Origin of the sequence: Flavobacterium bernardetii (assembly GCF_011305415.1) — a bacterium.
Lineage (GTDB): Bacteria > Bacteroidota > Bacteroidia > Flavobacteriales > Flavobacteriaceae > Flavobacterium > Flavobacterium bernardetii.
This window is the reverse complement of sequence record NZ_JAANOQ010000005.1, coordinates 197,102-224,013: the sequence shown is the minus strand read 5'-3', so window position 1 is coordinate 224,013 and position 26,912 is coordinate 197,102. Positions and strand designations below refer to the sequence as shown.

At 29.3% G+C, this 26,912-nt stretch carries 25 protein-coding genes; 22 read left to right on the top strand and 3 right to left on the bottom strand.

The window, feature by feature from the left end; genetic code table 11:
- Positions 1–24: 24 nt before the first annotated feature.
- Positions 25–2,157 (top strand): Tex family protein, encoded by a 2,133-nt coding sequence (locus G6N05_RS10820; protein WP_166128625.1) that lies wholly within the window; start codon positions 25–27, stop codon positions 2,155–2,157.
- Positions 2,158–2,225: 68 nt separating this feature from the next.
- Here G6N05_RS10820 and G6N05_RS10815 read toward each other — a convergent pair whose 3' ends face one another.
- Positions 2,226–2,429 carry a Sec-independent protein translocase subunit TatA/TatB gene (locus G6N05_RS10815; RefSeq protein WP_166128620.1) on the bottom strand — a complete coding sequence of 68 codons (204 nt, stop codon included), beginning with the start codon at positions 2,427–2,429 and terminating at the stop codon, positions 2,226–2,228.
- Between the two features lie 128 nt (positions 2,430–2,557).
- Between G6N05_RS10815 and G6N05_RS10810 the strand changes: the two genes are divergently transcribed.
- The 19 genes from G6N05_RS10810 to G6N05_RS10720 all read left to right on the top strand — a co-directional run bounded on the left by G6N05_RS10810 (position 2,558) and on the right by G6N05_RS10720 (position 22,377).
- Entirely contained in the window at positions 2,558–3,415 is an 858-nt protein-coding gene (locus G6N05_RS10810; protein ID WP_166128616.1) for a murein hydrolase activator EnvC family protein, read from the top strand.
- A gap of 1 nt (position 3,416) precedes the next feature.
- Positions 3,417–4,901, top strand: a complete 1,485-nt coding sequence (locus tag G6N05_RS10805; protein WP_166128613.1) for a GH3 auxin-responsive promoter family protein — start codon at positions 3,417–3,419, stop codon at positions 4,899–4,901.
- Positions 4,902–5,083: 182 nt separating this feature from the next.
- Positions 5,084–6,769, top strand: a complete 1,686-nt coding sequence (locus G6N05_RS10800) for a DUF6909 family protein (RefSeq protein ID WP_166128609.1) — start codon at positions 5,084–5,086, stop codon at positions 6,767–6,769.
- A 3-nt stretch (positions 6,770–6,772) separates the two neighbouring features.
- Entirely contained in the window at positions 6,773–7,729 is a 957-nt protein-coding gene (locus G6N05_RS10795; protein ID WP_166128606.1) for a hypothetical protein, read from the top strand.
- Positions 7,729–8,736, top strand: a complete 1,008-nt coding sequence (rfbB, locus tag G6N05_RS10790; RefSeq protein ID WP_166128602.1) for a dTDP-glucose 4,6-dehydratase — start codon at positions 7,729–7,731, stop codon at positions 8,734–8,736. The genes G6N05_RS10795 and rfbB overlap by 1 nt, the downstream gene beginning before the upstream one ends.
- Positions 8,737–8,801: 65 nt before the next feature.
- A complete protein-coding gene (rfbA, locus tag G6N05_RS10785) occupies positions 8,802–9,659 on the top strand; it encodes a glucose-1-phosphate thymidylyltransferase RfbA (RefSeq protein WP_166128599.1) in 858 nt (285 codons plus the stop codon).
- 102 nt (positions 9,660–9,761) lie between these two features.
- A complete protein-coding gene (gene rfbC, locus G6N05_RS10780; protein WP_166128595.1) occupies positions 9,762–10,313 on the top strand; it encodes a dTDP-4-dehydrorhamnose 3,5-epimerase in 552 nt (183 codons plus the stop codon).
- Complete coding sequence (gene rfbD / locus G6N05_RS10775; protein WP_166128591.1) at positions 10,307–11,170, top strand: dTDP-4-dehydrorhamnose reductase; 864 nt, start codon at positions 10,307–10,309, stop codon at positions 11,168–11,170. The genes rfbC and rfbD overlap by 7 nt, the downstream gene beginning before the upstream one ends.
- Positions 11,167–12,273 carry an ATP-grasp domain-containing protein gene (locus G6N05_RS10770; protein WP_225875161.1) on the top strand — a complete coding sequence of 369 codons (1,107 nt, stop codon included), beginning with the start codon at positions 11,167–11,169 and terminating at the stop codon, positions 12,271–12,273. Before rfbD ends, G6N05_RS10770 begins: the two co-directional genes overlap by 4 nt.
- A gap of 33 nt (positions 12,274–12,306) precedes the next feature.
- Positions 12,307–13,251 (top strand): glycosyltransferase family 2 protein, encoded by a 945-nt coding sequence (locus tag G6N05_RS10765; RefSeq protein ID WP_166128587.1) that lies wholly within the window; start codon positions 12,307–12,309, stop codon positions 13,249–13,251.
- A 3-nt stretch (positions 13,252–13,254) separates the two neighbouring features.
- Complete coding sequence (locus G6N05_RS10760; protein ID WP_166128583.1) at positions 13,255–14,061, top strand: phytanoyl-CoA dioxygenase family protein; 807 nt, start codon at positions 13,255–13,257, stop codon at positions 14,059–14,061.
- Positions 14,062–14,074: 13 nt separating this feature from the next.
- The gene (locus tag G6N05_RS10755) at positions 14,075–14,923 is read left to right on the top strand and encodes a class I SAM-dependent DNA methyltransferase (protein WP_166128578.1); all 849 of its coding nucleotides are present in this window, start codon (positions 14,075–14,077) and stop codon (positions 14,921–14,923) included.
- Positions 14,923–15,549, top strand: a complete 627-nt coding sequence (locus G6N05_RS10750; RefSeq protein WP_166128574.1) for an LbetaH domain-containing protein — start codon at positions 14,923–14,925, stop codon at positions 15,547–15,549. The genes G6N05_RS10755 and G6N05_RS10750 overlap by 1 nt, the downstream gene beginning before the upstream one ends.
- Before the next feature lie 11 nt (positions 15,550–15,560).
- Positions 15,561–16,697, top strand: coding sequence for a dTDP-4-amino-4,6-dideoxygalactose transaminase (gene rffA, locus G6N05_RS10745; RefSeq protein WP_225875160.1), 1,137 nt, complete (start codon positions 15,561–15,563; stop codon positions 16,695–16,697).
- 29 nt (positions 16,698–16,726) lie between these two features.
- On the top strand, positions 16,727–18,625 hold the full coding sequence (locus G6N05_RS10740; RefSeq protein ID WP_166128569.1) for a glycosyltransferase family 39 protein: 1,899 nt from the start codon (positions 16,727–16,729) through the stop codon (positions 18,623–18,625).
- A 69-nt stretch (positions 18,626–18,694) separates the two neighbouring features.
- Positions 18,695–19,234 carry a hypothetical protein gene (locus tag G6N05_RS10735; protein WP_166128565.1) on the top strand — a complete coding sequence of 180 codons (540 nt, stop codon included), beginning with the start codon at positions 18,695–18,697 and terminating at the stop codon, positions 19,232–19,234.
- Positions 19,235–19,306: 72 nt separating this feature from the next.
- Positions 19,307–19,825 carry a hypothetical protein gene (locus tag G6N05_RS10730; RefSeq protein ID WP_166128560.1) on the top strand — a complete coding sequence of 173 codons (519 nt, stop codon included), beginning with the start codon at positions 19,307–19,309 and terminating at the stop codon, positions 19,823–19,825.
- Between the two features lie 21 nt (positions 19,826–19,846).
- Positions 19,847–21,079: an oligosaccharide flippase family protein gene (locus G6N05_RS10725; RefSeq protein WP_166128555.1), complete on the top strand. Its 1,233-nt coding sequence runs from the start codon at positions 19,847–19,849 to the stop codon at positions 21,077–21,079.
- A gap of 347 nt (positions 21,080–21,426) precedes the next feature.
- Positions 21,427–22,377, top strand: coding sequence for a hypothetical protein (locus G6N05_RS10720; RefSeq protein WP_166128550.1), 951 nt, complete (start codon positions 21,427–21,429; stop codon positions 22,375–22,377).
- Here the strand turns inward: G6N05_RS10720 and G6N05_RS10715 are convergent.
- Positions 22,357–23,538: a glycosyltransferase family 4 protein gene (locus G6N05_RS10715; protein ID WP_166128545.1), complete on the bottom strand. Its 1,182-nt coding sequence runs from the start codon at positions 23,536–23,538 to the stop codon at positions 22,357–22,359. The genes G6N05_RS10720 and G6N05_RS10715 overlap by 21 nt on opposite strands.
- Complete coding sequence (locus G6N05_RS10710) at positions 23,516–24,292, bottom strand: 2OG-Fe(II) oxygenase (protein WP_166128541.1); 777 nt, start codon at positions 24,290–24,292, stop codon at positions 23,516–23,518. Before G6N05_RS10710 ends, G6N05_RS10715 begins: the two co-directional genes overlap by 23 nt.
- A gap of 187 nt (positions 24,293–24,479) precedes the next feature.
- Between G6N05_RS10710 and G6N05_RS10705 the strand changes: the two genes are divergently transcribed.
- Positions 24,480–25,595: a DUF1972 domain-containing protein gene (locus G6N05_RS10705; RefSeq protein ID WP_166128536.1), complete on the top strand. Its 1,116-nt coding sequence runs from the start codon at positions 24,480–24,482 to the stop codon at positions 25,593–25,595.
- Positions 25,531–26,883, top strand: coding sequence for an O-antigen ligase family protein (locus G6N05_RS10700; protein WP_166128532.1), 1,353 nt, complete (start codon positions 25,531–25,533; stop codon positions 26,881–26,883). The genes G6N05_RS10705 and G6N05_RS10700 overlap by 65 nt, the downstream gene beginning before the upstream one ends.
- The last annotated feature ends 29 nt before the right edge of the window (positions 26,884–26,912 follow it).

Genomic DNA, 26,912 nt, shown 5'->3' with positions numbered 1-26,912 from the left:
ATTTTAGCATCTTTATTTATACATATGACCACAATTCAATTCATACAAAACCAAACCAACATTGCCGTAAAAAGCATTGAAAGCACACTTCAATTATTAAAAGAAGATTGTACGATTCCGTTTATTTCTCGTTACCGAAAAGACCAAACTGGAAATTTAGATGAGGTTCAAATTGAGCAAATTGCCAAGCTAAACAAGCAATTTATCGAAATTACAAAACGAAAAGAAAGCATTTTAAAATCAATTGAAGAACAAAATGCGCTTACACCAGAATTGAAACAAAAAATAGATACTTCTTTCGATTTACAAGAATTGGAAGATTTCTATTTACCTTATAAAAAGAAGAAAAAAACCAAAGCCGACACCGCTCGTGAAAACGGATTGGAACCGTTGGCGAAAATCATTATGAGTCAGAAATCTGATGATGTAGAATTTTTAGCTTCGAAATATCTAAACGATAAAGTAGCGAATGAAGACGAAGCGTTACAAGGCGCTCGCGATATTATTGCCGAATGGATTAATGAAAATATTTTCATTAGAAAATCGTTACGAAGAACATTTCAGCGTAAAGCAGAAATCACAACAAAAGTCGTAAAAACTAAAAAAGACGACGAAGCCGCACAGAAATTCAATCAATATTTCGATTGGTCGGAAAACGCCACTAAAGCGCCTTCGCACCGATTATTAGCGATGTTGCGTGCTGAAGCGGAAGGTTTTATCAAGTTAAATGTAGGTTTAAATGATGATGATAAAGCTGAAGTACTTCGTTTTATGGAAGATAATTTAATTAAAACCAACAACGATTGCGCGCCACAAATTGAAAAAGCAATAAAAGACAGTTATAAAAGATTGTTAGAACCAGCCATTTCAAACGAAACGTTACAAGAAGCGAAAACTAAAGCCGACATCAAAGCGATTGATGTTTTTGCAGAAAATTTACGTCAGTTATTATTGGCGCCACCTTTGGGTGAAAAACGCATTTTAGCGATCGATCCTGGTTATAAAAGTGGTTGTAAATTGGTTTGTTTGGACGAAAAAGGCGATTTACTAAACAACGAAACCGTCTATCCACACGCACCACAAAACGACAGCGCCATGGCGATGAAAAAAATTCGTTCGATGGTCAATGCCTACAATATTGAAGCGATTTCTATTGGTAACGGAACAGCTTCTCGTGAAACAGAATTTTTTATTAAGAAAATTGCTTTCGATAAACCACTTCAAGTGTTTGTGGTTTCCGAAGCAGGTGCATCGGTATATTCTGCAAGTAAAATTGCCCGTGATGAATTTCCTAATTACGATGTTACGGTTCGTGGTTCGGTTTCTATTGGAAGAAGATTGTCTGATCCGTTAGCGGAATTGGTAAAAATCGATCCAAAGTCAATTGGAGTTGGACAATACCAACACGATGTCGATCAAAATAAATTAAAAGACCAATTAGATTCAGTCGTAATGAGTTGTGTAAACGCGGTTGGAATTAATGTAAATACGGCAAGTAAATCGTTGTTGAGTTATGTGTCTGGAATTGGTGAAAAAATGGCGGAAAACATTGTCGCTTTTCGTTCGGAAAACGGTCCGTTTGAAGACAGAAAACAATTGAAAAAAGTACCACGTTTAGGCGAAAAAGCCTATCAACAAGCCGCAGCTTTTATCCGAATTAAAGACGGAAAAAACCCGTTAGATAATTCAGCTGTTCATCCAGAAGCGTATGCTATTGTTGAAAAAATGGCGAAAGATTTGGGAATTAAAACCCATGAATTAGTCGCGAATAAGGAAAAAATTACTCAGATTTCACCTGAAAACTATATTACTTCTGAAATCGGAATTCTAACCTTAAAAGATATTCTTAAAGAACTTGAAAAACCAGGATTAGATCCAAGAAAAGCAGCAAAAGTTTTTGAATTCGACCCGAATGTTCGTACGATAAAAGATTTAAAAACTGGAATGATTTTACCAGGAATTGTGAACAACATTACTGCTTTTGGTTGTTTTGTTGATATCGGAACAAAAGAAAGTGGTTTGGTTCACATTTCACAGTTAAAAGCTGGTTTCGTATCCGATGTCAACGAAATCGTAAAACTTCACCAACACGTGCAAGTCAAAGTCGTTGAGGTAGATGAAGCTAGAAAACGCATTCAGTTGACGATGATATTATAAAATACAAAAAATCCCAAACTCCAACTTATAAAGTGGAATTTGGGATTTTTAATATAAGAATAAAAGAATTACTCCTTAGTTTCTTCTTCTTTTTTAGCTGCTGGAGCATTTTCTTCTCCCTTAGCTGCATTTTTAAATTCTTTAATTCCGCTTCCTAAGCCTTTCATTAATTCTGGAATTTTTTTACCTCCAAAAAGTAATAAAACAACTGCGATGATAAGAATTATTTCTGGCGTACCAATTGCACCTAAAGTTATATATAAAGAATTCATTTTTTTATTTTTAATAAATTAATACTGCAAATGTACTACAAAAAAATAAATTTTAAATTAAATTAACTTAATTTTCTATTCCTCTCTAAACCTAACAAATTTGCTATATTTGTATAAAATCAGGTTGTATGTCTCAAAAAAGACTAAAATTTCAAGCACTCAAGCAAAAGTTATTAAGTAAAAGACGTTTCATTATTTTTAATGAAGACACGTTAGCGGAATCTTTTTCACTAAAACTAACCTTAATGAATGTATTTGTTGTGGCTACTTTAGGTACGATTTTAATCATTTTTGTAACGACTTTTATCATTGCTTTCACACCTTTAAGAGAATATATTCCGGGTTATGCTTCTACACAATTGAAAGAACAAGCGACTTTATTAACCATAAAATCAGATTCGTTATTAAAAGTTACCAAAGAAAATAACGCGTATATCAATTCGGTAAAAGCCGTTTTAAATGGCGATTTGGAATATGCTAAGCTAAATAAAGATTCCATTCAAGTTGCCGAAAATGCAAATGAAGCAGCTGATATTTCTATTTCAGAAAAAGAAACAGAACTTAGAAATGAAGTCGCCAAAGACAATAAATACAACGTATTTGACAAAGCAGAATCAAAAGTTTCTTATGTGTTGTTTGCGCCTGTTTCTGGAAAAATCACCAAAAGCTATAATGTAGCTTCCAAAAATTTAGGTGTTAATATCGCTGTGGCGAAAGGAACTCCTGTTAAATCTATTGCACCTGGAACCATTATTTTTTCAGAATGGACGCCATCAAGCGGATTTGTTGTAATTATTCGTCATCAAGATGAAATTTTATCGGTTTACAAAAATCTTTCTTCAGTTACAAAATCGACTGGAAACACAGTAAAATCTAGCGAAGTAATTGCTATTTCTGGCGATAATGCATCGCAAAACCAAATCCATTTTCAATTATGGAAAAACGGAATTCCTATAAATCCCATCCAATTTATCAATTTCGAATAACATGTCAATAAAAGCATTTGCCGCCAAAATATTAGCCAAAAAAGTTCACGCTCAAACTCAAAAATGGGCGAATAACCCTGTTGAAACACAGCATAAAGTGTTCGCAAATTTAATCCGTCAAGCGGAAAACACAGAGTTTGGTAAAGACCATAATTTTTCGAATATCAAATCATTTGAAGATTTTGCCAAGCAAGTCTCAGTGAGAGATTATGAACAATTAAAATCGTATGTAGATAAAGTCGTAGCTGGAGAATCTGACATTTTATGGAAAGGCAAACCGTTATATTTTGCTAAAACTTCAGGAACTACTTCAGGTGCGAAATATATTCCGCTGACAAAAGAATCGATGCCATTTCATATTCAAGCCGCGAAAAACGCCATTTTAAGTTACATTCACGAAACAGGAAAAGCCGATTTTGTAGACGGAAAAATGATTTTCTTACAAGGAAGTCCAGAAATGGAGGAAAAAAACGGAATCAAATTAGGGCGACTTTCCGGAATTGTAGCACATTATGTTCCTAAATATTTACAAAAAAATCGCTTGCCAAGTTGGGAAACCAATTGTATTGACGATTGGGAAACTAAAGTCGATGCGATTGTAGAAGAAACATTTCACCAAAATATGTCGGTGATTTCAGGAATTCCGAGTTGGGTACAAATGTATTTCGAAAAATTAAAAACCAAAGCGAATAAACCTGTTGGCGACTTGTTTAAAAATTTCAATTTGTTCATTTATGGCGGTGTGAATTATGAACCATATCGTGCTAAATTTGAACAATTAATTGGAAGAAAAGTCGATTCAATTGAACTTTTCCCAGCTTCTGAAGGCTTTTTTGCCTATCAGGATTCTCAGAAAGAAAAAGGCATGTTATTACTGTTAAATTCAGGTATATTTTATGAGTTTATAAAAGCCGATGAATTTTTTACAGAAAATCCTAAACGTCTGACAATTAAAGAGGTAGAAATTGGCGTAAATTATGTTTTGATTATTTCTACCAACGCCGGACTTTGGGCATACAATATTGGTGATACAATTGCGTTTACATCTACAAAACCCTATCGAATTATCGTTACTGGAAGAATCAAACATTATATTTCCGCTTTTGGGGAACATGTTATTGGAAAAGAAGTAGAAACAGCTTTGCAAAACGCCATTTCTGGAACAAATATTAGCGTCAACGAATTTACAGTTGCGCCGCAAATTAATCCGAAAAGTGGTTTACCATATCACGAATGGTTAATTGAATTTGATTCGGAACCAGAAAATTTAGAAGCTTTCGCACAGAAAATTGATACAGAAATGCGCCAACAAAATGTGTATTATGATGATTTAATTAAAGGCAACGTGTTGCGAACAATTGTGATTACGAAAGTGGCAAAAAATGGTTTTCAAGACTATATGAAATCCATCGGAAAATTAGGCGGGCAAAACAAATTACCACGATTAAGCAACGATAGAAAAATTGCTGATTTTTTCGAAGGGTAAATTAAGAAATTATTACCTTTTATCAAACGAAAACGGTCTAAAACCAACTAAAAAATAAATTTATTACCTTTGTTGGTTATAAAATAGAAATTAATGAAATGAGCCAACACTTAATTATGATTAATGTTAAAGGATTATAAGGCGAATTCATTTATACCAAAGAGAAAAAATAAAAGACATAAATGAAAGACATTAAAAACATTTCGCGCTCAAGAGCGCAAGAATCGTCGGCAGCTATCGAACGATTGTACATTACCATGCGTCACTTATTTAACCGTGGTTTTTATAAACCAATGGGAATTTCAGGTGAAACATTACGTGAAGCTTTATTATCACTTCGACCAGAAATTTATGGTTCTATTGCAGAAGAAAAAGTAGAATTAAACGGATTATTATACGTGATTGAACGTTTACCAGTAGGTATCGAACAATGTCGTTATATTAATTTAACTTCGGATGAAGGGTATGCCAATTCGCACTTCAAAGCAATTGTTCCTCCAAAAAGAAGAAGAAATTGTTATCGTATTGACGAGGAACAAATGAACATTGAAATTACTCGTGGACGTTCGGATATTTATGATATTTTAACGCACTTAACGTTCATTTTTATCGAATCACACAAAATTAAAGACAGAGTTTTAATTGACGATGAAGGTTTGGTTTCTCGTGATTGGCAAAAACTGGAACAATTTGCACTTCAAACCAAAAAATTCACTCAAGTAGAAAGAGAAATTGCGATGTCTCATGCGTCTAACGTGTTGGGAAGAACATTCGCAGAAGTTCAAGATATTTATGAAGGTTTTGCAACGGCAGAATCGCCAGAGCGTTTTTTACAAATTGTATATTGGTTAGGAAAAATTGCCATTGAAGAAATTGTAGACAACAACAAAAGAACGATTACTTTTAGTCCAATTTTAAGAGAAAGATTAGGACATCATATTTATGGTGAAATTTGGGCAAATAACATCAAAGAAACACTTAGCGCCAACGATTTATTAGAACGACCTATTCATATTATTAGTGCGAACATGCACAGTGTGATGAATTCGGTTTTTGCGCCAGCTGTTTTAGCTGCGAAATATAAAGGAAAAGAAGCTTTTCAAATTTATGAAGATTTAAGCTCTTCATCGCACAAAGATTTACGTAAAAAAGTAGAAGATGTTGCCTTACAACATGGAATGATTTCCTTACCTGATACTTCAGGAACTAACATTGATGTGCAAATTTTTGATACGGCAAAATTCGATTGGAAAAAAACAGCCTTTCCATCGGCAACAATAAAAGACAAACCTGTTCTTATTGTAATGGATTATGCTTTCGGTGAGCAAGCTTATGAAACTATTGATGAGTTATTAAAACCTTATAAAGTAGAAAAAACGAAAACTTTATTAAATGTAGAATCGGTTTCTATCATGGGTAAAGCTGGAATTTTAGAAGGTGGAAAAGGAGATATTATGATTCCGAACGCACACGTGAATGAAGGAACAGCAGATAATTATCCTTTCGAAAACGAATTAACCAAAGAAATGTTTGACGGAAACGGAATTCCTGTTTTTGCCGGACCAATGATTACGGTTTTAGGAACGTCTTTACAAAACAGAGATTTGTTGAAATTTTTCCACGAATCTACTTGGGAAGCTATTGGTTTAGAAATGGAAGGTTCGTACTATCAAAAAGCCATTCAATCGGCATCAAGAATTAGAAGAAGTATCAATCCAAACGTAAAAGTTAGATACGCTTATTATGCTTCGGATAATCCTTTAGAAACAGGAAGTACTCTAGCTTCTGGAGGTTTAGGTACAACAGGTGTAAAACCAACATATTTGATTACCATTAAAATATTAGAACAAATTTTTAACGTAAAATAAAAAATGAGCACAACTTCTCAAGAGCAAGAAATTGATTTAAGCCAAATCGGAAAAAGTATTTCAAAAGTATTTCAAAACGTAATTAATAAATGTTTCGATTTATTATTTTTCATTCAAAAGAAAATAATAATTGTTGCAGCTTTATTTATTTTAGGTGTTAGTCTAGGAATTTATTTAGATAAAGAACCAAATTACGCAAATAATATAGTGGTTATTCCGAATTTTGGAAGTAATGAATATTTGTATGGTAAAGTTAATTTAATAGCTTTAAAATTAAAAGAGAGAGACAAAGCCTTTTTCAAAGCTATTGGAATTTCTAATATTAAAGATTTTAATTCAATTGATATTCAGCCCATAAATGGAATTTATAATTTTATTAATTCGGAAAGTCAAAAAGAAAATTTTGAATTTATTAAATTAATGGCTGAAGATGGTGATATTGAAAAAATCATTCAAGATAACATGACTAGCAAAAATTATTATCTACATAATATAAATATCAAAACCACAATTGCTTACCAGAAAAAAGATTTAATTGAGCCTATTTTAAAATATTTGCAACAAACAGATTATTTTGCAAAACTTCAAAAAGTATATCAAAGTAATTTGGTTGAAAAAGTTACCGCTAATAAATTATTAATTTCTCAGATTGATCAAATTGTTTTAAACCTAACCCAAAATAAAACAGGAGCTGGATTTACTATTTCAGAAAACAGTAGTTTAAGCGAATTGATTCAAAAAAAGGATCAATTGACGTATGAAAATCAAAAATTAGCAATTCATAAATTAGAATATGATAAGATTATTAAAGATCAAAATATTTCTTTAAATCTAATGAACACAAAAGGACTAAACAATAAAATGAAATTAATTTTACCTATTTTATTTGTATCTTTATTTTTATTAGGATATTGGTTTTTTCAAGCATATAAACAACAAAAAAAACGCATTCAATCATAATGAAAAATATTTTAGTAACAGGCGGAGCAGGATTTATTGGCGCGAATTTCGTTCCATATTTTATAGAGAATAATCCAGAGTATCATTTAATAAATTTAGATGCATTAACCTATGCAGGAAATTTAGAAAATGTTTCTGAAGTGGAAAATCATGAACGTTATACTTTTGTAAAAGGAGATATTGTTGACGGAGATTTTATTAGAAATTTATTCGAAAAATACCAATTTCACGATGTCATTCACTTCGCAGCGGAAAGTCATGTTGACAATTCAATTTCTGGTCCAGAAGCCTTTATCAAAACCAATGTTTTAGGAACTTTTAATTTATTGGATACTGCCAGAAAATTATGGATGTCAGCACCAAATCAATATAAACCAGGTTTTGAAAACGCACGTTTTCACCATGTTTCTACGGATGAGGTTTACGGAACATTAGGCGAAACTGGTTTGTTTGAAGAAACGACACCTTATGCACCAAACAGTCCCTATTCTGCTTCTAAAGCGGGTTCAGACATGATTGTTAGAAGTTATTTTCATACCTATGGAATGAATGTAGTCACTTCAAATTGTTCTAACAATTACGGCCCAAAACAACATAATGAGAAGTTAATTCCAACGATTATTCGTAAAGCAATAACTGGAGAAAACATTCCCATTTATGGCGATGGAAAAAACGTACGCGATTGGTTATACGTTTTAGATCACTGTAAAGGAATTGAATTGGCTTTCAAAACCGGAAAATCTGGAGAAACATACAATATTGGAGGAAGAAACGAACGCAATAATTTACAGATTGTAGATAGAGTTTGTGCTATTTTAGACGAATTAAAACCTAAAGCTTCAGGAAGTTATAAAGATCAAATAACGTTTGTAAAAGACCGTCCTGGACACGATTTGCGTTACGCCATTGATGCAACAAAAATTGAAAATGAATTAGGTTGGAAAGCCGATGAAAATTTCGATACTGGAATTGTAAAAACTATTGAATGGTATATTAATAAGTTCTAAGTAAGTAGTATTTCGTTGCTAGTGCAACTTTTTACTTTTTACTTTTTACTTTTATCTTAAAAATAATGAAAGGAATTATATTAGCCGGTGGCTCAGGAACACGTTTACATCCCTTAACTTTAGCAGTTAGTAAACAATTAATGCCAATTTATGATAAACCAATGATTTACTATCCCTTATCAACTTTGATGTGGGCAGGAATCAGTGAAATCTTAATCATTTCAACACCTCACGATTTACCTTTGTTTCAACATTTGTTAGGCGACGGAAGCAGTTTAGGTTGTCGTTTTGAATATGCCGTTCAAGAACATCCAAACGGATTAGCGGAAGCGTTTATTATCGGAAAAGAATTTGTAGGCGATGACAAAGTAGCCTTAGTTTTAGGAGATAATATTTTCTACGGAACGGGTTTAGCAGAATTATTACAAGCAAATAATAATCCAGATGGTGGAATTGTGTATGCGTATCACGTTCATGATCCAGAACGTTATGGTGTAGTAGAATTTGATGCAACCGGGAAAGTACTTTCTATTGAAGAAAAACCAACTGAACCTAAATCAAATTATGCGGTTCCAGGAATTTATTTTTACGATAATTCCGTTTTAGATATTGCCGCGAATATCCAACCAAGTCACCGTGGCGAATTGGAAATTACCGATATAAACAAAGCATATTTAGAACAAGGAAAACTTAAAGTAAGTATTTTAGATAGAGGAACAGCTTGGTTAGATACAGGAACGTTTCAATCGTTAATGCAAGCCGGACAATTTGTTCAAGTAATTGAAGAACGTCAAGGATTAAAAATTGGAGCTATTGAAGAAGCAGCCTATAAAATGGGATTCATCAATGCGGAACAATTGAAAAAATTAGCGGAACCTTTATTAAAAAGCGGTTACGGAACGCATTTAATGAGCATTATTTAATTCTCAATTAGTCAATGTTCAATGTGCCAATTTTTTTAAAAAAATTGACACATTGAACAAAGAATTGGCATATTGAATATTGAAAATTGACAAATTGAAAACATGAAATTTACAGAAACTAAATTAAAAGGATGTTTTATCCTTGAACCAAAAATAATAAAAGACGAACGCGGCTACTTCATGGAAAGTTTCAATGAGAAAACTTTTTCAGAAGGCGTTGGTCAAAACATAACTTTTGTACAAGACAATCAGTCGTTTTCTACAAAAGGCGTGTTGCGTGGTTTACATTATCAAACTGGTGAACATGCACAAGCAAAATTAGTACGCGTTTTGCATGGCGAAGTGTTAGATGTGGCGGTCGATTTAAGACCAAACTCTCCAACTTTCGGACAATATGAAACCGCATTTTTATCAGGAGAAAATCAAACGCAATTTTTTATTCCAAGAGGTTTTGCTCACGGTTTTTTAGTGTTGAGTGAAACGGCAACTTTCTTTTACAAGTGTGATAATTTCTACAACAAAGATTCAGAAGGTGGATTAATATATAACGATCCAACCGTAAATATCGATTGGAATTTTCCAAAGGAACAACTAATTATTTCGGAAAAGGACACTATTTTACCCATTTTAGAAAACGCTAAAAAAGTATGGTAGTTTTAGTAACAGGTGCTAACGGACAATTAGGACAAGCTATTCAGTCGATTGTGGGAAAGTATCCTTCAATCGATTTTGTGTTTTGTACTTCTGCAGAATTAGATATCACGAATAACGAAAATTGCAAAACCATTTTCGAAACATATAAACCCCAATTTTGTATCAATGCAGCGGCTTACACAGCTGTGGATAAAGCAGAATCGGAACCAGAAAAAGCAGTTGCTATAAATGTAACAGGCGCAAAAAATTTGGCTGAGGTTTGTAAATCACATGACACAATTTTGCTTCATGTTTCAACAGATTTTGTCTTTGATGGATTGGCAACAAAACCTTATTCGGAAGAAGACCTTCCAAATCCAACAGGTGTTTACGGTCAAACCAAATTAGACGGAGAAAAAGCCATTCAACAATCTTGGAAAAAACATTATATCGTTAGAACATCGTGGGTCTATTCGCAATTTGCTAATAATTTCATGAAAACCATGTTGCGATTAGCTTCGGAAAGAGATAGTTTATCAGTAGTTTCAGATCAAATCGGAACACCAACAAATGCAGTAGATTTAGCTGAAGCATTATTAAAAATAATAACATCTTGTCATGATGAATCTGTCAGACTGAGCGGAGTCGAAGTCTTCGGTATCTATAATTTCTCAAACGAAGGACAATGTTCTTGGTACGATTTTGCGGCAGAAATATTCAAAGTGAATAACATTTCCATAAAATTAAATCCAATTCCATCTTCAGCTTATCCAACACCAGCTAAAAGACCAGCTTATAGTGTTTTGGATAAAAGTAAAATAAAAGAGGTTTTTGGTATTGAGATTAAGAATTGGGAAGAAAGTTTAAAAAAATTTTGAAAAAATTAGCAATCATTGGCGCTAGCTATTTACAACTTCCTTTAGTAGAAAAAGCAAAAGAAATGGGTATAGAAACGCATTGTTTTGCTTGGCCAGAAGGTGCGGTATGTAAAGAAATTGCTGATTATTTTTATCCGATTTCAATTTTAGAAAAGGAAGCTATTTTAAAACAATGTATAGAAATTAATATAGACGGAATTACCACAATTGCTACAGATATGGCTGTGCCAACTATTTGTTATGTTGCGGAAAAAATGAATCTGATTTCTAATAGTTTTGTTTCTTCATTAGCTTCCACAAACAAATCGGAAATGAGAACAGCTTTTAAAAAAGGCAATTGTTCTATTCCTAAGTTTATTGAAGCAAGTAATAGTGAAGTAACTATTGAAGGATTCAAATTCCCACTTATTGTTAAACCAGTAGATAGATCAGGCAGTAGAGGTGTTACAAAAATTATGTTTGAATCCGAATTGTCAAGCGCTATAAATTATGCGATAACTGAATCGTTTTGCAAGAAAGCGATTGTTGAAGAATATATTGAAGGAGATGAAGTGAGTGTAGAATCTATTTCTTGGAAAGGAAATCACATCATTTTAGCAATTACAGATAAAATCACAACAGGAGCACCCCATTTTGTTGAATTAGCACATCATCAACCATCGGGTTTACCAAAAGAAATCCAAGATAAAATAAAAACAGAAACTATTAAATGTTTGAATGCATTAGAGGTTAATTTTGGAGCAGGACATTCTGAATTTAAAATTACATCAACTGGAGATGTTTATGTTATAGAAGTTGGAGCGAGAATGGGTGGCGATTTTATTGGTTCTCATTTGGTAGAATTATCTACAGGATATGATTTTTTAGAAGGAGTAATTAATATTGCCTTAGGAAAACACGAAACACCAATTTTAAAAGACAATAATTTTTCAGGAGTTTATTTCTTATGTAAAGAAACAGAACAAATTTTACCCTATTTTAGTCAAGAAAATAATTTTGATGTTCAAAAAGAAATTCAAAACCCATCATTAAAAAACAGTACAAATAGTAACGACAGGTCGGGTTATTTAATTTATCAAGCCAAAAATAAAGTTTGCATTTAAATTTATTTATATTTGTAAAAACAATTATTAAGTATGCAGTTTTCTTTTATAGTTCCAATATATAATGATGGATATTTAGTTCAATCTTTTTGCGAAGAGTTTAAAAAAGCTTTCCAAAATTATATTGAAAAAGAAGAAATTGAAAATGATGTAGAACTAATTTTTGTTAACGATGGTAGTAAAGATAATTCGATTAATCTTTTAATTGAAAATTCAAAAACATATAAGTTTGTTAAAGTAATAGATTTAAGTAGAAACTTTGGTCAACATATAGCATTAAGTTGTGGTTATGAAAAAGCAACAGGAAATTTTGTTGGAATGTTAAATGTAGATCAGCAAGAACCACCATCTCAGTTACCAATTTTAATAGATTACTTAATTCAAAATAATTTTGATATTGTATTTGGGACATTTGAAGAAAGAAAAACAAGTTTTTTAAACAAAACAACATCAAAACTATTTTCAATAATACTAAATTATCTTACTCAAAACAACACACCAAGTAATGTTACTACATCAAGAGTAATGAATAGGAAGTTTGTTGATGCCTACAATAAATTAACGGAAAAATCGAGATATTTACCAGGTTTGGAAACATGGTTAGGTTTTAAACATGGGTTTACACCGATTATTCATACCGAAAGAAAAATAGGAAAATCCTCTTATAATTTTAAGAAAAGAATTTTAATGGCATTAGATACAATTGTTTCTTTTTCAGATTTCCCATTAAAACTGATTGTTGGAATTGGTATATTTGTAGCTTTAATAGGCTTTGGACTGACATTTTTTTTATTAATTTCTAAGATGTTTATAACAGATTATCAACCAGGTTACACTACAACGGTTTCATTAATAACTTTTTTAGGTGGAATTCAAATAATGGTAATCGGGTTTGCCTCAATCTATATTGGAAGAATTTTAAAAGAAGTTCAAAACAGACCTTTGTATATAATAAATGAAACATATAATTTTAAATAATCTATGGAATTTAATAAAAATAAAATTTACGATGATTTGAGAATTGAAGAGCATATTTTTCATATGGAATCTAGAGGATATGATGTTTTTGAAGATTTTTTAAATCAAGAAGCTTGTGATTATTTAAAAGAAAAATTAGAAAAAACAATTGATGAATTTGTTCCATATAATAATTCTGAAAGAAGTATTCTAGATAAATATTTAATGCATGATCTTTTAAACAGAGATATTACATTTGCAAAAACATTAGAAGACCCAAGATTACAACAATTACTAGGATCGATATTAGGAGAAAATTGGATTATGTATGCTTACACTTCATCATCATTACCACCAAACGGTAATAATTTTGGAAGCAGAATACATGTTGATAGTCCACGTTGGATACCAAATTATCCAACTAACTTAGGTGTAATTTGGGCATTAAATGATTTTACTTTAGAAAACGGAGCAACTTATATTTTGCCAGGTTCTCACAATACAGAAAAAACACCAAGCCAAGAACTTTTCGAAAAAAACCATACCAGATTAACTTGTAAAAAAGGAAGTGTAATCATTTTTAATGCACGTCTTTGGCACAGAGCTGGAGAAAATTGCTCAAATGAGTTTAGGCATGCACTTACTATGAATGTTTGTAGACCATATATGAAACAAAGAATGGATTGGGTACGATTTATTCCAACAGAAATAACAGATCAATTAAATAGTCAAGCTAGAAGAATAATAGGTTTCGATACCAGATTATCTTCTAACCTTGAAGAATTTTTTCAACCAGAAGACAAAAGACTTTACAAAGCAAATCAAGAATAAAAAACATATGAAAATGGAAGATAACATAAAAGACGCAATTTCAGCAAATATAGCTGTTCACTCTGCAATGGCAAATGATTACAATACTATTGAACCTCATTTTAGACCAGAAAGCATTAAAAGAGTAGATGATATTATTCAAAAATTACATAAAGAAAGCTCTTTTTCAAAAGTATTAGATTTAGGTTGTGGTACAGGTTTTATGATTAATATCGTAAAAAAATATGCTTCAGAAATTGTAGGTGTAGATGTAACACAAGCTATGATGGATAAAGTAGATAAATCTGGAAATGCTTCAATTACCTTAATTAATTCTGATACTGGAACCGTAGAATTACCTCAAAAACATTTTGATTTAGCTACAGCCTATACGTTTTTAGATCATTTATACGATATGAAACCTACTTTTTCAAATGCTTTTAACGCATTAAAAGATGGTGGTGTATTTTATGCCGATTTAAGTCCAAATTATTATTTTTGGAACGATGTTAAAAAAGTTGACGCTACAAAACAATATGACCCAATTCTTCAAAGAGAAATAAATGCGGTTTTATCTAAAGACGCAGAAATTGAAGCACAATTTGGTATTGATAAAAATATTTTTCAAACTGCAGAACACCAAAAGCACATTAAAGGTGGTTTAGTAGAAGAAGAATTAAGAGATTTGCTTATGGAAGCAGGTTTTAAAAAAGTAGAATTTATTTACCATTGGTTTATTGGTCAAGCTCAATTAATTAACGATGAAAATACCGAGAAAACTAAAAGATTTGAACAAGCGGAAATTATGCATGATTATTTAACAAAAGCATTACCAGTTTCTAGAAACTTGTTTAAATATATTGGTTTTATAGCAACAAAATAATGAAAGAAATTTCTATAATTGGTTTTGGCGATTTAGGTGAACAATTTTATTCTTTTTTAAACGAAGAAAATCTTGTTCTGAATGTTTTTGATGATGTATATCAATCCAATCAAGAAAACATAAAAGCTAATTCATTTAATCAATATTTAGAAACGAATTCAAATAATTTTTATGTTGCTTTAGGATATAAACATCTAAAAATCAAACAAGATATTTTAAATAAATTACAAGAATTAAATAAAAAAACACCAAATTTTATACATAAAACGTCATTTATTAATAAAACAGCAGTTGTTGAAAATGCAGTTTTTATTTATCCAATGTGTAATATAGATAAAAACGTATTAATTGAAAATGGAAGTTTAATTAATAATAGCGTTACCATTTCTCATGATTCAAAAGTTGGTAAATGTTGTTATATTTCTCCTGGTGTAATTGTTTCTGGAAATGTAAATATTGGCAATTTTACTTTTATTGGTTCTGGTGTAGTTATATCAAACGGAATAAAAATAGGTAAGAATGTAGTTATTGGTGTTGGTACAGTAGTAACAAAAGATATACCCGATAATTGTTCGGTAATTGGTAATCCAATGAAATTTTTAAAACAACCACTTATTTTAAAATAGGTATTATTGATATGAATAAAAACATGAACATTCCGTTTAACAAACCCTATCTTACAGGTAAAGAAACACATTATATTTACGAAGCGGTAAACTCTCATAAATTATCCGGTAATGGAATCTTCACAAAAAAGTGCCAAAGTTTTTTCGAAAAAAATTATGGTTTCAAAAAATGTTTGCTAACAACATCATGTACAGATGCCTTGGAAATGGCAGCAATATTAATTGATATTCAACCAGGTGATGAAGTAATTATGCCGTCTTATACTTTTGTTTCTACAGCAAATGCATTTGTTTTACGTGGTGCAAAAATTGTTTTTGCAGACAGTTTACCCAATCATCCGAATATGGATTGTGATACACTGGAAGCGTTAATTACTTCAAAAACAAAAGCTATTGTTCCAGTTCATTATGCTGGTGTTGCTTGCGATATGGATGTAATTATGGAATTGGCAAAAAAACACAGTTTATTTGTTGTTGAAGACGCTGCACAAGCCATTGATAGTTATTATACTGGAAAAGACGGAATTAAAAAGGCATTAGGTTCCATAGGACATTTAGCGGCATTTTCTTTTCATGAAACTAAAAACATTATTTCCGGTGAAGGTGGAATGTTAGCCATAAACGACGAACAATTTATAGATCGCGCAGAAATTATTTGGGAAAAAGGAACAAATCGTTCTGCTTTTTTCAGAGGTGAGGTTGATAAATATGGTTGGGTTGATATAGGAAGTTCTTTTTTACCATCAGAAATAATTGCAGCTTTTTTATGGGCACAATTAGAAAACTTAGAAAACATACAAACCAAACGTATAGAAATTTGGAATGATTATTACAATAAATTAAAAGATTGGGCGATAAAAAATTCAATCCAATTACCAATTGTACCTAATTTCGCGACAAATAACGGGCATATGTTTTATTTAACGTGCCAAAACATACAACAAAGAACACAAATATTAGAAGCTTTAAAACAAAGTAATATTTTTGCCGTTTTTCATTACATAAGTTTACATTCGAGTCCATTTTATACCGAAAAACACGATGGTAGAAAATTAGAAAACACTGATAAATTTACCGATTGTTTAATTAGACTACCGTTATATTTTGAATTGGATGTTGAAAAAGTAATTGATACAATTCTTAAATAATCGCAAACAAAACGTACTAAAAAACAAATATGAACTTTACAATAAACATTAATATTGACAAAAAATTAAAAAGTATAAAAATTAATTTTTTACTACTTGGTATACTCATTATTGCTGCAATATTAAGGTTTTATCATTTAGGTTTTCAAAATCCTTGGTTAGATGAATTAACCACGCTTCAGTTATCTGACCCAACGTTACCCTTGTCAAAAACAAATGAATTAATAGCTACAAGAGATGCTTTTCCTGAAGTTTATTATTATCCTCTCAAATTAATGTGTTCATTTTTTGGGCATAATATTTATGTTTTACGGTTTTTTTCTGCAATTTTTGGTGTTTTATCTATTTATACTATTTATTTATTAGTCAAAGAATTAATTAATAAAAAAGCGGGTTATATCGCAGCGGTTTTACTTACCGTTAATGCATTTCATATCTATCATTCTCAAGAAGCAAGAGCATATTCATTATTGATATTTTTTATATTATTTGCTAACTTAAGATTAGTAAAATTTTTAAAAGAGTGGAGTACAAGAAACGCAATTCTATTAGGATTAGGTGTTGGTTTAATTCCAAATGCTCATCCGTTAGGATCACTAAACGTAATGATAATTACAGTTTTTTTATTCTTCTATTTTTTTATTGATAAAACTAAAAAAGAACAAATTCAATTAATTAAAAATTATTTAATAACTACAGTAGTTACATCAATTGTTATTTATCCTGCGTTATCAATTCTTTTCAGGGTTTCAAACATAACAGCTTTTTGGATACCAGAACCTACATTTGAAACTATAAAACAAGCCTTTTTTGAATTATTAGGTAGTTCAGAAATTGTACTCTGCACATATGTAATAGGTTTAATTCTGTTTTTTATTCTGATATTCTTTAATAAAAAAACAGAAACTAACATTAACAAAAAATACATTGTATTATTATTATCAATTTGGGTAATTGTAAACATAGGATTCATCATTGCAAAATCCTACTTACAAGTGTCTATGATTTTGAATAGATATTTTATTGGCTCACTTTCATTATTTGTAATCGCATTAGCTTATGTGTTGTCATTAATAAAAAATAAGAAATTAACAATTGGAGTTGTTGCTATATTTTCAATATTCTCTATTTATTATAATATTTTTAAAAGAGAATATTATAAAACAGTTTTTAAATCCGAATGGTCATTAGTGACTGATGAGATTGTAAAAAACAATAGTCAAAGAAATAAAATAATAGGAGCATATGCATATGTAATGAGTGGGCTACTTTCTTCTACAAACAGTAGAGATTTAGGATGGGAAATAAAACCAGAAGATTATGTCAATAAATTAAGAGACGAACAAATGCCTTTAGAGTCTTTTTGGTTTGTAGATGGAAATTTTAGACCGTTTAGTTTGAGTCCTGAAGATGTAGCGTTTCTAGACAAACATTTTATAATTGATCATCAAATAGATAAATATGACTGTTGGGCAAAACATTATAAATTAAAAAGTGAAATTAATATTGATAATAATACAGAAAAAAGTGATAATATAGATTTAAATCCAAAAATATATTTAACAGACTTCACAAATGGTAATTTAGATGATAAAGGTCATTTACTCATTTTTGAGAGTGGAAAAATTACATCAAAAAAAATCAATTTAATTAAAGGAAAATATAAGTTAAAGGTTCACGGGAACAGTTTGCCAATAAAACCTATTGATAATGTAAATGCTCATATTAAAGTGTTTCTTAACAAAAAGAAAATTGGCGAAACTTTTTTAAGTGAAAATCCTAACAACAACGTCAATACATTCAAGTTTGACAATCAAAATGTGGGTGTAAACGAAATAACTATAGAGTTTGACAACGATGTATCAAAAAATGGTTTAGATAGGAATGTAATCATCTATAAAATTGACTTAAAAAAGATTGGGAGTTAAAATTTAATTTTTATATTTGCAAAAATTACATATAGATTCACGTTAATTTAAATTATAAATAAATAAAAAATGAAAGTTAAAGTTTTATCATTATTAGCAGTATTTACACTTTTTTTATCGTCTTGTAAAGACAAGGAAGCTACAAAAGAAGGTAATGGCGGAAACCCTTTTTTTAGTGTTGATATGCAAGTTACAACCAAAAAAACAGATAACTTCTGTATGTATTTTTCTGAAGATGGTACTACAAATTTTAAGGACAATAATGCTATCTGGAAAGGAGTTAATGGTGGTAAAGAGAAAGAAATTGTATCATTTGCACTAACAGATGAAAAAATACCAACTCATATAAGATTAGATTTTGGACTTAAACAAGATCAAGATTCTGTTGTTGTAAAAAACATAAAAGTTGATTATTACGGAAATAGTTACGAATTTAAAGGTTCTGATTTTTTTAATTATTTTATAAAAGATGAACAGTTTTTAACAAAAACAGACGTAGCTAAAGGTACATTAACAATTTTAGCTAAAGAAGGTGTTTATAAAACACCATATTATTATCCTACTCAATTAACAATTGATAAAATTAGAGAGATAACAACAAAAAAATAATTTAAAAGTGAACGAAAGTTCACTTTTTTTTTGAAATAAAACTAGTATTTTTACAGGATAAATAAAAACCAAATGAAAGTAATAAAATCAATAAGTTTTTTAGTGGTATTACTATTGTTTTTCAATTGTGACAATATTAGTCAAACAAATAATCAATTGGTAGTAAATATAGATGCTGTAATTCAAAAATCAGATTCTATTAACGTTTACTACACCATGAGTAAAGATATTAATTTTACTGACACTCTGTCTTTTTGGAAAAAAGTTAATGGAAGTAAAAAAAACCAAAAAATTGAAATTGTTTTTCCAGATTCTATTCAGCCAAAACAAATCCGTTTAGATTTTGGTAGAAACATTAAACAACCAGATATTGTAATTAATAAAATATCAATTTCTTACAAAAAGAAAAGCATAACATTACAAGCAAAAGAAATTTTTTATACATTCAGAATTGATGAAAGCAATACAGTTTTTGATAAACTAACGGGAAGTATTAGGAGAAAAAATCCTAAGCAATTAATTGGCCCTTCTCTTTATCCGAAAGGTGATAAACTTTATAAAAAATTAAACCAACTTTATTCTGTAAATTAAATGCTGCAATTGTTAAAAAAAATGCTTTTGCACAAACAAATCCAAAATCTAAGTGTATATGGTTTTGGGCAACTTTTCAATCTAGTTACTCCTTTATTGGTTGCTCCTTATATTGTGTCAGTTTGCGGTGAAGAAAATTTTGGAAAAACTGCTGTAGGAATGGCAATTTGTTTTTTTTTAATTGTTTTCATCGATTTTGGTTCGGATATCATAGGTGTAAGAGAGGTTTCTGTAAATAGAGAAAATAAATTAAAATTAAATGAAATTTTTTCCACAACTTATGCTGTTAAGGGTGTTGTTTTAATATTTGTTCTTCTAATAGTTAGCATTTTTTTTTCTATAATTCCATTTTTTTCTTCTGATAAAAAATTATTTTTTTTCAGTTTATTAGTTGTTATTGGTCAATTTATTAGTCCAACTTGGTTTTTACAAGGGTTAGAAAATGTAAAACTAATTACAGTTCTAAATGTGGTTTCTAAAACAATTTACTTAATTGGAGTGTTTTTAACTATTTCTAAAGAATCGGATTATGTAAATGTAAACCTTTGGTGGGGTTTAGGTATGATTATTTCAAATAGCATTGTATTTATAGTGGTTTTAAGGAAATATAATCTTCATTTTAATAATGTTAATAGAGCTGAAATTTGCAATCATTTAAAAGATAATTTCTCCATATTTTATTCACAAATATTTGTTTCTATTCATCAATATGGTCCAGTAATATTAATAAGTTTTTTTGGAAGTAATTTATTAGCAGGACAATATAGAATAGTTGACCAAGTAATTGTTGTTTTCAAAACCTATGTAATTCTGTTTTTTAGTTTTGTCTATCCAAAAATATGTTTTTTAATAGATGAAAATATAAAAAAGGGACTTAAACAATGGTTAATTTATAATGGAATTAATTTGATTTTTGTATTCATTGGAATGATACTCGTTTTTGTTTTTTCATATGAAATAATTTCTTATTTTAATCCAACTAATCGTTATGTTTTAAGTAATTTATTACAAATAGCGGTGTTTATCCCTTTTATATTTGCTATATCAATAGCATTAAAACAATTGATATTAGCTTTTGATTTAAAAAAAGAATACATAACTATAACAATAATTACAGTTGTGTTAAATATATTTACGATTATTGTTATATTGCCAATATATAAGGTGTATGGTGTTTTTTATACATTAATTGCAACAGATATAATTATGATATTTTTCTATATTTTTAAGTTAAAGAAATTTTTATATAAATAAATTTTTTATCTATTAGCATATTAAAAAAAACAATAAAAAAGATGATGGGTAAAATTTCGAAAGTTAGTTTAAATTATATACTATTAATTATTGCAACAGCTGTTATGCTTTTTAATAATTATGAGTTAACTTTTATTGTTTGGTTGCTAATAGCTTTCATTACAACTGAAAAAAAATATTCATTTCAATTTATAAAAATCCTTTCTTGTTTCATATTGATACTTATAATCAGTATATTAACTGATTTGTTCTTTTATCAAAATAATTTATATTATAAAATTAGGGATTTAGCATATTTGCTAAAACCAATTTTGGGATTATTGATAGGTTACAATTTGTCAAAAAAAATGAAACTAAAAACATTTGATTATCTAATAAAATGTGGTTTTGTTTTAGCTCTTATTCATAATGTTTTAGTTGTTATTACAATTTTAAGATTTACTACACTATCTGTTGCGAAAATCAGAGATTACTGCGGTTATTTCAATGATTTTGAACCATATATACTGTTGTTAATACTTTTTAATGAGCAGTTTAACATTGTTCTTTCCAAACAAAAAAAGCAATTGTATTGTTTAATTATTGGAGTCTCAATTTTCTTTTATTTATCGAGAACAAACTTCATTCAATTTGTTATTTTGCTCTTAGCGATTAAAGGTTATTTAATAGTAAATAAAAAATCTTTAAAGATTATCCTTTACGTTTTGTCTTTTTCATTAATTGGATATTCTCTTATTTATCAATATAATCCAAGAAGGAACGGTAAAGCATTTGATGAGTTTTTATATAAAATAAAAATCACCCCTTACGAAGCTTTTAAAACCAAGATTAACGAAGATGATTGGAAAGATTTTAATGACAATTTTAGATCATTTGAAAACATTAAAACATTTAATCAAGTTTTCAATGGAGAAGTACAACCAGCAATTACTGGTAATGGATTAGGAGCTACAGTTGATATTGGTAGAAGAATGTGGACAAACGACGGAACATTTGTTAGATATTATCCTGTTTTACATAATGCATTTAGCACCGTATTACTTAAAAGTGGACTTTTAGGGATATTGATTTATTGCTTGTCAATCTACTATGTTGGAGAAAAAAAATTTAAAAATCTAAATAACTCTGTAGTTAATAACATTAATCTGCTTTTATTTGGTTCAGCTATTTTTTTAATATTTTCAAGTTGGGTTTTTATGGGTTTTTATCTAAAACTCGATAACAAATCCATTATTATTGGTATGCTAATTGCTTATAGAGAGTTTATTGCAAATAAATTAGATAAAAGAATCGTATAGTTTTTCAATTTTTTTCACATACTTTTCAGATGAAAAATGTTCTTTAACCCTAATGTGTCCTTTCTCCCCCATTTTTTTTCTTAATTCATTGTCTTGTACTAAAAGTTCAATTTTTCTTTGTAAATCAAAAACATTTTTGTAATCAAAAAGAAAACCAGTTTCGTTATCAACAACAATTTCTTTTAAACCGCCTAAATTTGATGCAATTACAGGCTTTTTTGATAACATTGCTTCTGTAGCAACTAAACCAAAAGATTCTGCTTCTGTTGAAGGAACAACAACAATATCTACAGAATCATAGATAGGCCAAATGTTTTCTGTAAATGGAAGTATAGTAATCTTTTGATTCAAATTTAAAGTTGTTATTTTTTCATTTAAATTTTCTAAATAAAACTCTTGACCTTTTGGTGTTGAGCCAACATATAAAAGATGAACATTGTTAAAGTTTTTAGTAAGTTTATTAAATGCATTTAATAATAGTTTTTGACCTTTTAACCTACTTATTCTCCCAATTAAAGCAATTAAAACTGTATCATATTCAATCGATGAACAAATTTTATTTCTTAAACGGATTGTCTCAGAAACATTTAAATAAGGAAATTGTCTTTTTTGACCATTATAGATTAAAACTCCCTTTTTTTTAATTTTTGGTAAAATTGAAATAAAATGATTTTCAGTTGCTTTAGAATTGAAAATAACTTTTTTTGAAAAAAAATTGATTATTGAAGGATATATTTTAGCGATTCTTTTTGGCTCTTCTATGATTTCATGTACATGCCAAATATGTGGAATCCTAAAAAAAAAAGAATAAAAAGCACCAATAAAAACAGATGTGGCATTGGAATGAATCAAAGAAATTTTTCTACCAGAAAGTTGATTTCTAATGCTTCTAAAAGACGAAAAAACTTCAAAAGGTAAGCTTAATAAAAACTTCATATTTAATATACCTCTTTTTACTTTAATTACACTCGTCTCAATAATTTCAATGTTTAAATTATTAAGCTTTTCTGTTAATGGTCCTTTTTCATGGAGTACTACAATTGGGTTGTAATTAACAGGAAAATTTTCAAGTAGCTCCAATAAAGCCTTGTCTGAACCATATAGTTCAGCAGACTGATTAATAATTAAAATGTTTTTTTTATTGGTTTTTTGCTGTACCACTACCAAAAAATTTATTTTTTGTTTGTACTAAAAAATTATAATTCTTAGCAAATATTTTTTTCAAAACTGAAGCATCTTCTTTTGGAAACCAATCGGTTGTTCTCGGTGTTTCAATTAACCTTTCGTGAACTTGATATGCATAAGTGGCAATTGATGTTCTGTATTTACCCTCTGGAAAATTAGTCATATCATAACCATGTAATGTATATGGGCCACATTGTTGTATAATTAATCTATTAAAAGGAATTTCTAATTCTGACTCATCATTAGTTCTCAAATCTTTAATTTTTAATTCCCCTCCATATTCCTTTTTCCAATCTTTATTAAGATAAAGCAATAAGTTTAATTCTCTATACCAGTTTTTATTTAATGGATGATAATTAAAATCAAGATGCATATCTAAAAAACTATTTTTTTTCCCTTGATGCAATCCTCCACCAAAATTTTTTGGATCTACAAAAGTATTTTTTGCAATTATGAAACTTAATATTTTATTAAATCTTTCAGATGATAAATCATTGTACAGATCCTCTAATTCTTGGCAAATTACTTTATAGTTCGATTTCTCGAATTTATTATTAGCAAAAGCATAATCTCTACTTTTATTATTTAATTCTGGAATTGAATTATAAGCACGATTCAGTTTTTCTTCATCACAAAAGTTATCAATAATTAAATGTGGAAATGGTTGAGCAGCTAAGTATTTTATTCTAAGATCTTCTAAATTGTGTTCTAGTGCTTCGAAATTGATCATAATTATATTATTTAAGACACAAATTTAAAATATTATTTGAGTAAACGGATAATATTTTTACTAAAATTCTATATTTGCCATCAATAAAAAAAACATATAAAATTGCCAAAATATTAGTTTACGTAAACAACACTTATAACTTGTTAGAAAAATAAGATCTTAACATCTAAAAAATATAATTACATACATGAAAATAGCTATTCTTGGCACAAGAGGTATTCCTAATTACTACGGAGGTTTTGAACAATTTGCGGAATTTTTCTCTGTTTACTTAGTAGAAAAAGGTCACGATGTATATTGTTACAATTCGCACAACCATAAATATCAAGAAAAAACCTTTCATGGTGTAAATTTGATTCATAAGCACGATCCAGAATATAAATATGGCACTTTTGGTCAGTTTATTTACGATTATAATTGTATTATGGATAGCCGAAAAAGAGATTTTGATATCATTTTACAATTAGGATATACAAGTAATTCCGTTTGGTTTTTTCTATTGCCCAAAAAAGCAATTAACATCATCAATATGGATGGTTTAGAATGGAAACGTTCTAAATATTCTAAACCGGTCCAACAATTTTTAAAATTAGCAGAATGGTTGGCGGCAAAATCAGGTGATTATTTAGTTTCAGATTCGTTAGGGATTAAAAAATTCTTGCAAGAAAAATATAAGAAAGACTCGACTTACATCGCTTATGGTGCTTACCCATTTGATTCGCCAAACGAAGAAATTTTAAAGGAATATCAAGTTGAAAAAGAAAATTTCAATATGATAATGGCCCGTTTCGAACCAGAAAATAATTTAGATATGGTTTTGGAAGGTGTTGCTTTAAATACCGAAGATAAAACACCAATTTTAGTAATTGGAAACCATAATACAAAATATGGTGAATATTTAAAAAATAAGTTTAAAACTCACGAAAACATTCGTTTTATGGGTGGAATTTATAATTTAGAGCATTTAAATAATTTGCGTTACTATTGTAAATTATATTTTCACGGTCATTCCGTTGGCGGAACCAATCCTTCTTTATTGGAAGCCATGGCATCACAAGCACTTATAGCGGCTCATAATAACGATTTTAACAAAGGTGTTTTAAAAGAAAATGCATTTTATTTTTCTAACCCAACAGAAGTGAAAAATTTGTTAAATAATAGCAAAAAAAGTAATAACTTGCCGTTCATTAAAAATAATTACGAAGCAATAGTTAATGAGTTTAATTGGACTAAAATAAATGGCGATTATTTACAACTTTTTGAACAATGTATGGAAAGATATAAAGCAGGAAAATCAAAATAATTTTGCTTTCGTTTTTATCCTATTATTATTACTTTCATTACCTTTTAAACTTGCTGTAACCAACACGATACTTGCTTTTTTTGGAGTGGTTGTTATGTGGAATTATAAAAAATTAAAGTTCAATTTATCTTTTTCTTTATTGCTTCCTATTTTGCTTTTCATCTTGATGATGTGCTCTTTTTTATGGACAATTGATATAGAAAGAACTACAAAAGCAGCACCTAAAGAGGCTTTTTTATTGATAATTCCTTTTCTTTTTGCTGTAATTCCAATATTTAGTAAAAATCAAATTAATAAAATTTCAAAATATTACGCTTACGGTTTTTTGATTTTTGCGCTTTTCTTCATTTTTAGAGCGATTGTTAGATACTTCATTTTAAAAGACACTGCGGTTTTCTTCTACCATCAAGATAAAGATTTAGATTTAGGTTTAATTCCAAAAGAATTAAATGCAATACATTTCTCTGTATTTTCAATACTGGCGTACGTACATTTTTTAGCCAATGAATTAAAAACCATTTGGCAAAAAACAGCGATGGCCATTTTATTGTTTTTTATTTTATTACTTTCTTCAAAAAACATCATTTTAGTAGCCATACTTATAACCTTAGTTTATATATTCTATTTTGCTAAATCTGCAAACAGGATGAGGCTGCGAAATTTAATTATATTCACTTTAATTTTTGGATCCGTTGTTTTTTTTGGAAAAATTAAAAATCGTTTTGAAGCAGAATTTCAATCCAATACGAACAAAAGCATTAGTCATAATGTAATTGATGGCGTTCCAGAAGGTGTGCATTATGTGAGTGTTTATGAAGCTTGGAATAATGAAACATTTACTCCAAATGATTATTTTCCTGGAACTGCATTTAGAGTATATCAAGCGCGTTTGTTTTTAGAATTTTTATCTGAAGAAACCATTTTTTGGAAAGGATTCGGGCTCAATGCTTCCTTTAAAAAATTAGAAGAAAAAGGAGACAAATACAATGTATATAAAGGTAGCGGAAATGATGACGGTTATCAAAATAAAAATTTTCACAATCAATATATCCAAAATTTTGCGGAGTTAGGTGTTTTCGGATTACTAATTTTACTGATAATGTTGTTTGTTTTAATAAAAAAAGCATTTCATAACAAAGATTTTATAAATTTTACTTTTTCAATATTAATGATAAGTGTATTTTTGACGGAATCTTTTATGTGGAGACAAAGAGGTGTGGTATTTTTTGTACTATTTTATTGTTTATTTATGCAAGAAAACTACAAAAGAGAAAAATTAAATCAATAACTCATTAATAAATTGAGTTTTAAGAAAAT

What these genes read in the sequence shown, in the direction of transcription:
- G6N05_RS10820 (WP_166128625.1), top strand. Translation starts at nt 25, where the DNA reads ATGACCACAATTCAATTCATACAAAACCAAACCAACATTGCCGTAAAA.
- G6N05_RS10815 (WP_166128620.1), bottom strand. Translation starts at nt 2,429, where the DNA reads ATGAATTCTTTATATATAACTTTAGGTGCAATTGGTACGCCAGAAATA.
- G6N05_RS10810 (WP_166128616.1), top strand. Translation starts at nt 2,558, where the DNA reads ATGTCTCAAAAAAGACTAAAATTTCAAGCACTCAAGCAAAAGTTATTA.
- G6N05_RS10805 (WP_166128613.1), top strand. Translation starts at nt 3,417, where the DNA reads ATGTCAATAAAAGCATTTGCCGCCAAAATATTAGCCAAAAAAGTTCAC.
- G6N05_RS10800 (WP_166128609.1), top strand. Translation starts at nt 5,084, where the DNA reads ATGAAAGACATTAAAAACATTTCGCGCTCAAGAGCGCAAGAATCGTCG.
- G6N05_RS10795 (WP_166128606.1), top strand. Translation starts at nt 6,773, where the DNA reads ATGAGCACAACTTCTCAAGAGCAAGAAATTGATTTAAGCCAAATCGGA.
- rfbB (WP_166128602.1), top strand. Translation starts at nt 7,729, where the DNA reads ATGAAAAATATTTTAGTAACAGGCGGAGCAGGATTTATTGGCGCGAAT.
- rfbA (WP_166128599.1), top strand. Translation starts at nt 8,802, where the DNA reads ATGAAAGGAATTATATTAGCCGGTGGCTCAGGAACACGTTTACATCCC.
- rfbC (WP_166128595.1), top strand. Translation starts at nt 9,762, where the DNA reads ATGAAATTTACAGAAACTAAATTAAAAGGATGTTTTATCCTTGAACCA.
- rfbD (WP_166128591.1), top strand. Translation starts at nt 10,307, where the DNA reads ATGGTAGTTTTAGTAACAGGTGCTAACGGACAATTAGGACAAGCTATT.
- G6N05_RS10765 (WP_166128587.1), top strand. Translation starts at nt 12,307, where the DNA reads ATGCAGTTTTCTTTTATAGTTCCAATATATAATGATGGATATTTAGTT.
- G6N05_RS10760 (WP_166128583.1), top strand. Translation starts at nt 13,255, where the DNA reads ATGGAATTTAATAAAAATAAAATTTACGATGATTTGAGAATTGAAGAG.
- G6N05_RS10755 (WP_166128578.1), top strand. Translation starts at nt 14,075, where the DNA reads ATGGAAGATAACATAAAAGACGCAATTTCAGCAAATATAGCTGTTCAC.
- G6N05_RS10750 (WP_166128574.1), top strand. Translation starts at nt 14,923, where the DNA reads ATGAAAGAAATTTCTATAATTGGTTTTGGCGATTTAGGTGAACAATTT.
- rffA (WP_225875160.1), top strand. Translation starts at nt 15,561, where the DNA reads ATGAATAAAAACATGAACATTCCGTTTAACAAACCCTATCTTACAGGT.
- G6N05_RS10740 (WP_166128569.1), top strand. Translation starts at nt 16,727, where the DNA reads ATGAACTTTACAATAAACATTAATATTGACAAAAAATTAAAAAGTATA.
- G6N05_RS10735 (WP_166128565.1), top strand. Translation starts at nt 18,695, where the DNA reads ATGAAAGTTAAAGTTTTATCATTATTAGCAGTATTTACACTTTTTTTA.
- G6N05_RS10730 (WP_166128560.1), top strand. Translation starts at nt 19,307, where the DNA reads ATGAAAGTAATAAAATCAATAAGTTTTTTAGTGGTATTACTATTGTTT.
- G6N05_RS10725 (WP_166128555.1), top strand. Translation starts at nt 19,847, where the DNA reads ATGCTTTTGCACAAACAAATCCAAAATCTAAGTGTATATGGTTTTGGG.
- G6N05_RS10720 (WP_166128550.1), top strand. Translation starts at nt 21,427, where the DNA reads ATGAAACTAAAAACATTTGATTATCTAATAAAATGTGGTTTTGTTTTA.
- G6N05_RS10710 (WP_166128541.1), bottom strand. Translation starts at nt 24,292, where the DNA reads ATGATCAATTTCGAAGCACTAGAACACAATTTAGAAGATCTTAGAATA.
- G6N05_RS10705 (WP_166128536.1), top strand. Translation starts at nt 24,480, where the DNA reads ATGAAAATAGCTATTCTTGGCACAAGAGGTATTCCTAATTACTACGGA.
- G6N05_RS10700 (WP_166128532.1), top strand. Translation starts at nt 25,531, where the DNA reads ATGGCGATTATTTACAACTTTTTGAACAATGTATGGAAAGATATAAAG.